Source organism: Deinococcus detaillensis (assembly GCF_007280555.1).
Lineage (GTDB): Bacteria > Deinococcota > Deinococci > Deinococcales > Deinococcaceae > Deinococcus > Deinococcus detaillensis.
Map to the genome: position 1 here is coordinate 1 of NZ_VKDB01000059.1, position 4,933 is coordinate 4,933.

Below are 4,933 nucleotides of genomic sequence, written 5' to 3' on the forward strand. Positions count from 1 at the left end.
CGCACAATGCTGCTGGCTGGAAAAACAACAGGATCGGGTCAAGGCGTTGACAGGCTTCCACTAGTGGCCAAAGATAACGAATTAATCGGAATCCGTATAACAGGTAGCCCTTTTGAGGCTCCCTCCCCTGCTCCTGTGTGAGCTGATGAGGATGTATGGCTGTTAACGCCAACAGAGGCTGATATGCGTCGGCTGCTTTCCCCTATCCAATGGGTAGATGCCTTGAGGTTCGGTGAGTGCCGCCTGTGTAATTGTCCTTTACGGTGCATTGCCCGCCATTTTGACTGTATAGAATTCTGAAATTATATACTTTTGTGAGTATAAAGATATACGATGCTAGAGACGAACGAGTAATTTCATCGTTCCATCTGTGCAAAATGGCGAGTAGTCAAAAAGATGCACAGTTGTACTTTTAGCTCAGCAGAAGTACAACTGTGCGCTCGGATGAAATTCTAGCTGTACAGCTTTGCTTAATCGAGTTTTTGGGCAACATTGGGGAGGCCGTTTGTCATGCATGAACCTACTTGAGGTTCCCCCCGTCGTCGGTCCAGTCCAGTTGCACTCCAAATCTTATCTCAGCCCGCCTGATTCAGGCGGGCGAATGAACGAGGCGGATGGTTATTGAGCTAGCTGTGTAGGCGCACCTCGTTGTCATCCCGATGCCAAGCTGCCACGACCAAGAGTTTATTCGGAAAATATGTAGACTAATGGTATGACGACGACACAGCCTCACCAAGCGCAGATTGATGAGCAAGAAACTATCTGGGAAGTGCCAGATGCCCTCTGGACACGCCTTGAACCGCTCCTGATTGGGAACCGGACAAAAGTCAGCGGCAGGTAAAAAGACTGTGTAGGAGAGTGTCAACGTGATCAGGCGACGCATCTTTTGGCTGTGAATGGGCGATCAAATATGCATTGGCGAGTCGGAGCAGCCCCAGGAGCAAGATTTTCTTGCCTGGCGGTCTGTTTTTATGGGGGACATAGCCGCCCAGATGAGCCAGCAGTTGAAGTTGTGGGGCATCAAGCGACTCGCTGAGATCGAACACGAACGAGGCCGCAATCCAGGCCAGCGCGACCAGGGTTCGGAGGGCGTCAAAGTCGAGTATTTGGACCTGTTCCCAGCCGATCGCAGATTTGGTCCACGAGAAGACCTCTTCCACGTCCCAACACCAGTACAGCTGTAAAGATGGAAGCTACACGGCCTATCATTGGGATGGACAGCCTCGTTCGGCTCGCTCGCTTCCTCCACCGCAGCGGAGCTGCGGCTCCTTTACAGGACGGTCACTTATGCCCGGACCCAATCTCCCCCCCCGCCGACCCTCTGGCTGAGCTTGTCCCCAGCACGTCAACAGTGCCTTTTACAAGCGCTGGTTCGGCTGCTGGAACGGCAACTGCGGTCGACCGACCTGAACAAGACGCAGGAACCTCATGACGGCGCTCACTGACCTGCGGCGCCATCACAAGATCGAGGTGAATCACCTCGATCGGCTGGCCACCGTTTATGTGCGCCAGTCCACGCTGGCCCAACTTCAGCACCATCAGGAATCCACTCGGTTGCAGTGCGCGATCGTCCACCACGCCGCTGACCTGGGCTGGGCCCCCGACCGTGTGCTGGTCATCGACGACGACCAGGGCAAATCTGGAACGACTGCGACTGGTCGTCCAGGCTTCACCCGTCTGGTGACCGAGGTGAGCCTCGGTCACGTCGGTCTGATTCTCGGCATCGAGATGAGCCGTCTTACCCGCTCGAACCGCGACTGGCACCATCTTCTGGAGGTGTGCGCCTTGTTCCAGACGCTGATCGGGGACGCAGATGGGATCTACAACCCGGCTGATTACAACGACCGTCTGCTGCTCGGCCTGAAAGGCACCATGAGTGAAGCGGAACTGCACATTCTCAAGAACCGGATGCACCAAGGCAAACTCAACAAAGCCCGCCGAGGGGCACTGGGTGCGCCCACGCCGACTGGCTACATTCGTGACGCTTACGGTGAGATTCAGATGGACCCGGACGAGCAGGTGCAGCAGGTGATTCGGCTGATCTTCCGGAAATTCGAGGAGTTGGGGACGCTGCATGCGCTGCTTCATTATCTGGTCGAGCATCAGGTTCAGCTGGGCGTCCGCGATCAGACGCGCGCCGGTGGTGGTCTGTTGACGTGGCGCCGACCGAACCGGATGACCCTGCAGAATCTGCTGCACAACCCGATGTACGCTGGAGTGTATGCATATGGCTGGCGGCAGACCGACCCCCGGAAAAAGCTCGCTGGGCGAAGCTCGACGGGACGGGTCACGCTCCCGCCGGATCAGTGGCATGTCCTGCTGAGAGATCATGTCCCTGCCTACATCAGCTGGGAGCAGTACCAGGAACATGTCGCTCGAATGGCCGCCAATCGCAATGTCGCGTTGTTGTCGGGTGCCCCGAAACGGGGCACCGGGCTGCTCAGTGGTCTGCTGATCTGCGGGCACTGCGGACACCGGATGGTCATTTCCTACCAGAACGCACCCGCAGGCGGAGCGGCGCGCTATAGCTGCACACGACAGGTCACGGATTACGCAGGCCCCTCCTGCTTTAGCTGCACAGGGATGCCAGTGGACCGCTGGGTCACGGCCCAGTTGCTCGATGCCCTGACATTTGCCAGCGTGGCGTTGTCGCTGGAAGCACAGTCGACGTTGAACCGGGACCGAGAGGCGCTGGACCGGCACTGGCACGCTCACCTGGAGCGGGCAAAATATGAGGCAGCGCGTGCGGCCCGACAATATCAGGGGGTGGAGCCAGAACACCGTCTCGTCGCGCGTTCCCTGGAACGTGCCTGGGAGCAGGCTCTGGAGGCGGAGCGAACCTTGAATGAGGAGTACGAGCGCCATGTACAGCTGCGACCTCGGCAGCTGAGCACCGACGAGATCTGTCAGGTACAGACGCTTTCAACGGCCTTACCCACGTTGTGGTCGGCGTCGACCACAACCATGCAGGATCGTAAGGAGATCCTGCGGTTGGTGATCGGGCGGATCATCGTCTGGGGAGACGTGAACACTGAACGGATGGATGTGCGCATTGAATGGCAGGGTGATCACGTGACCTAGTTCGTCCAGTGGCCCGGCTCGATCAGGTCAGCACCTACGTGGAGGTGTGTCAACGGGTGGAAGCTGGGATAACGCAAGGAAAAACGGTACTGGACGTCACCGACGAATTGAACGCGGCCGGGCTGCGTCCACCGAAGCGGCGGACTACCTGGAATGTGGCTCAGGTTCGGAGTCTCGCTCAGCGTTTAGGGCTACAGTTTTCAAAGGGGACGGATGGACGTGCCGTCCCTGCACGGCGTCCCCCGCGAGCGGGGGACTAGTGGACGCTCGATGGGCTGGCCCAGGCGCTGAAGATGCCAGTTGTGACGTTGTACACCTGGCTCCGCCGGGACATCGTGAAGGGCGAGCAACTGGAACGTGGTGTAACTTGGCGTATCTGGGCGGACGACGCTGAGGTTCGTCGACTCCAAGCCTTGAGAGCTGAACCGATAGGCGCTCGATGCCACCGTCGGTGGATCGACAAGGCCACTTCGATGATGGACACACTGGAGGTTCGAGATGTATCACCGTAGTCGTGTTGGCCCGTCTCAATGCTTCAGCGTTGTAGATAAAGCCGCACGACACCTCCAGCAGCCCCCACCGCGTCGGTGGGGGTGTTGGTGAGCAGCAGCCAACCTTGCTCCTGGCCGTTCTTGAGTGGCACGCTGAACTCCAGCTTGACCACGTTGAGCTTCAGTCGTCCACCATCGACGAACACTTCACGGCTGCGGATCTGTGCGGAGGTAGGCCGCCACTTGACCTTGCCATCGGTCACGACGGGACGCTTCATCTCGAACTAGTCTTGCACGCTGGCATGACCGGCAGCACCGACTAGAGGGAGTTCAATACTGGTTGGGGTCAGCCGGGTCTTGCGCTGGTCGTGCTTGACCCGAATCACAAACTGGATCTGGACCCGCACCAGCAGCCGGATCAGCTTGAGGTCGTCAAAACCCCGATCCAGCACGAAGATAATCCGCCCGACCCCTGCGGCCCGCAGCGCTTGCACGATGCGCTTGATTGCGTCGATGATCACCGTATTGGCGCTGGTAAAGCCTGGCGCTTTAGGGCTGTAGAGCGTGTGGTAAAGCAGAGTCCGACGCCCATCGGGCGTCAGGCCAATGGCGTTCAGGGTCGGATAGCCAGAGACCGGGTGACCGTCGAGCGAGCGGACCGTCGAGAGATGTTCGAGTGCCTGGCTGTGGGGTTTGCGGAGGTCGGAGCCGTCCATGACGACGACCACCTCATCCTGACCTGCCAGACGCTGAGCGCCCAAGGTCGTCAGCCGATCTTCCAGCGTCTCAGGTCGCAGATCGGCGCGTTGATGTTCGTGATGGACCAGACGCCGCAAGCGGCGTTCGGCATGGGGAGCCGCCCCCGTACTGGGGGCAGCTCGCGCCATCTGGCTCAGTTGCGTCGACCCACTCGCCAGAATGCCGCCCAGCGCGGCCTGAAAGCTGCGGTAAAGGCGCAGATCCCGGAACAGGTCACGGTACGGATGCGTTTGCGTTTCGATGAAACTACGGTCCAATACACAGGGCATCATTCCCCCGGTATACAGACTTTTGTCCGGATCCCAATCCTGATCATTGACAAACCACGCAAGAAGTCTGGGCGTCCCCCACAGGATGCCCGTTCCATTTTCAACGGTTTAATCTGGCTAGCCCGTACCGGCAGTCAATGGAGTCAATTCCCACGGCGCTACTCTCCGGTCTCTACGGCTCACGAGCGCTTCAGCGCTTGGGTGGAACATGGCTGTCTCAGACGGGCGTGGGCGGTGATCCTCGAGGAATATGGCGAGGAACTCGGCATCGATTGGGAGTGGCAAGCCGCCGACGGGAGCATGGTCAAAGCGCCGTTGGGAAAAAGGGGGCCT

At 58.8% G+C, this 4,933-nt stretch carries 5 protein-coding genes; 2 read left to right on the forward strand and 3 right to left on the reverse strand.

The genetic code is table 11. The features are described 5' to 3' along the window. Positions 1–827: 827 nt before the first annotated feature. Positions 828–1,160 (reverse strand): hypothetical protein, encoded by a 333-nt coding sequence (locus FNU79_RS18615; protein WP_185974819.1) that lies wholly within the window; start codon positions 1,158–1,160, stop codon positions 828–830. A gap of 268 nt (positions 1,161–1,428) precedes the next feature. Between FNU79_RS18615 and FNU79_RS18620 the strand changes: the two genes are divergently transcribed. Continuing rightward, the gene (locus FNU79_RS18620; protein ID WP_225430195.1) at positions 1,429–3,081 is read left to right on the forward strand and encodes a recombinase family protein; all 1,653 of its coding nucleotides are present in this window, start codon (positions 1,429–1,431) and stop codon (positions 3,079–3,081) included. Positions 3,082–3,616: 535 nt separating this feature from the next. On the opposite strand, the gene FNU79_RS18625 is transcribed toward FNU79_RS18620, so the two are convergent. Both FNU79_RS18625 and FNU79_RS19305 read right to left on the reverse strand, forming a co-directional pair. Then, positions 3,617–3,850 carry a hypothetical protein gene (locus FNU79_RS18625; RefSeq protein ID WP_143722290.1) on the reverse strand — a complete coding sequence of 78 codons (234 nt, stop codon included), beginning with the start codon at positions 3,848–3,850 and terminating at the stop codon, positions 3,617–3,619. Between the two features lie 6 nt (positions 3,851–3,856). Next, positions 3,857–4,603: a hypothetical protein gene (locus FNU79_RS19305; RefSeq protein ID WP_185974820.1), complete on the reverse strand. Its 747-nt coding sequence runs from the start codon at positions 4,601–4,603 to the stop codon at positions 3,857–3,859. On the opposite strand from FNU79_RS19305, the gene FNU79_RS19870 reads away from it, so the two are divergent. Continuing rightward, positions 4,556–4,933 (forward strand): transposase (locus FNU79_RS19870; RefSeq protein WP_225430196.1); only part of this gene is annotated, 378 nt, incomplete at its 3' end. The genes FNU79_RS19305 and FNU79_RS19870 overlap by 48 nt on opposite strands.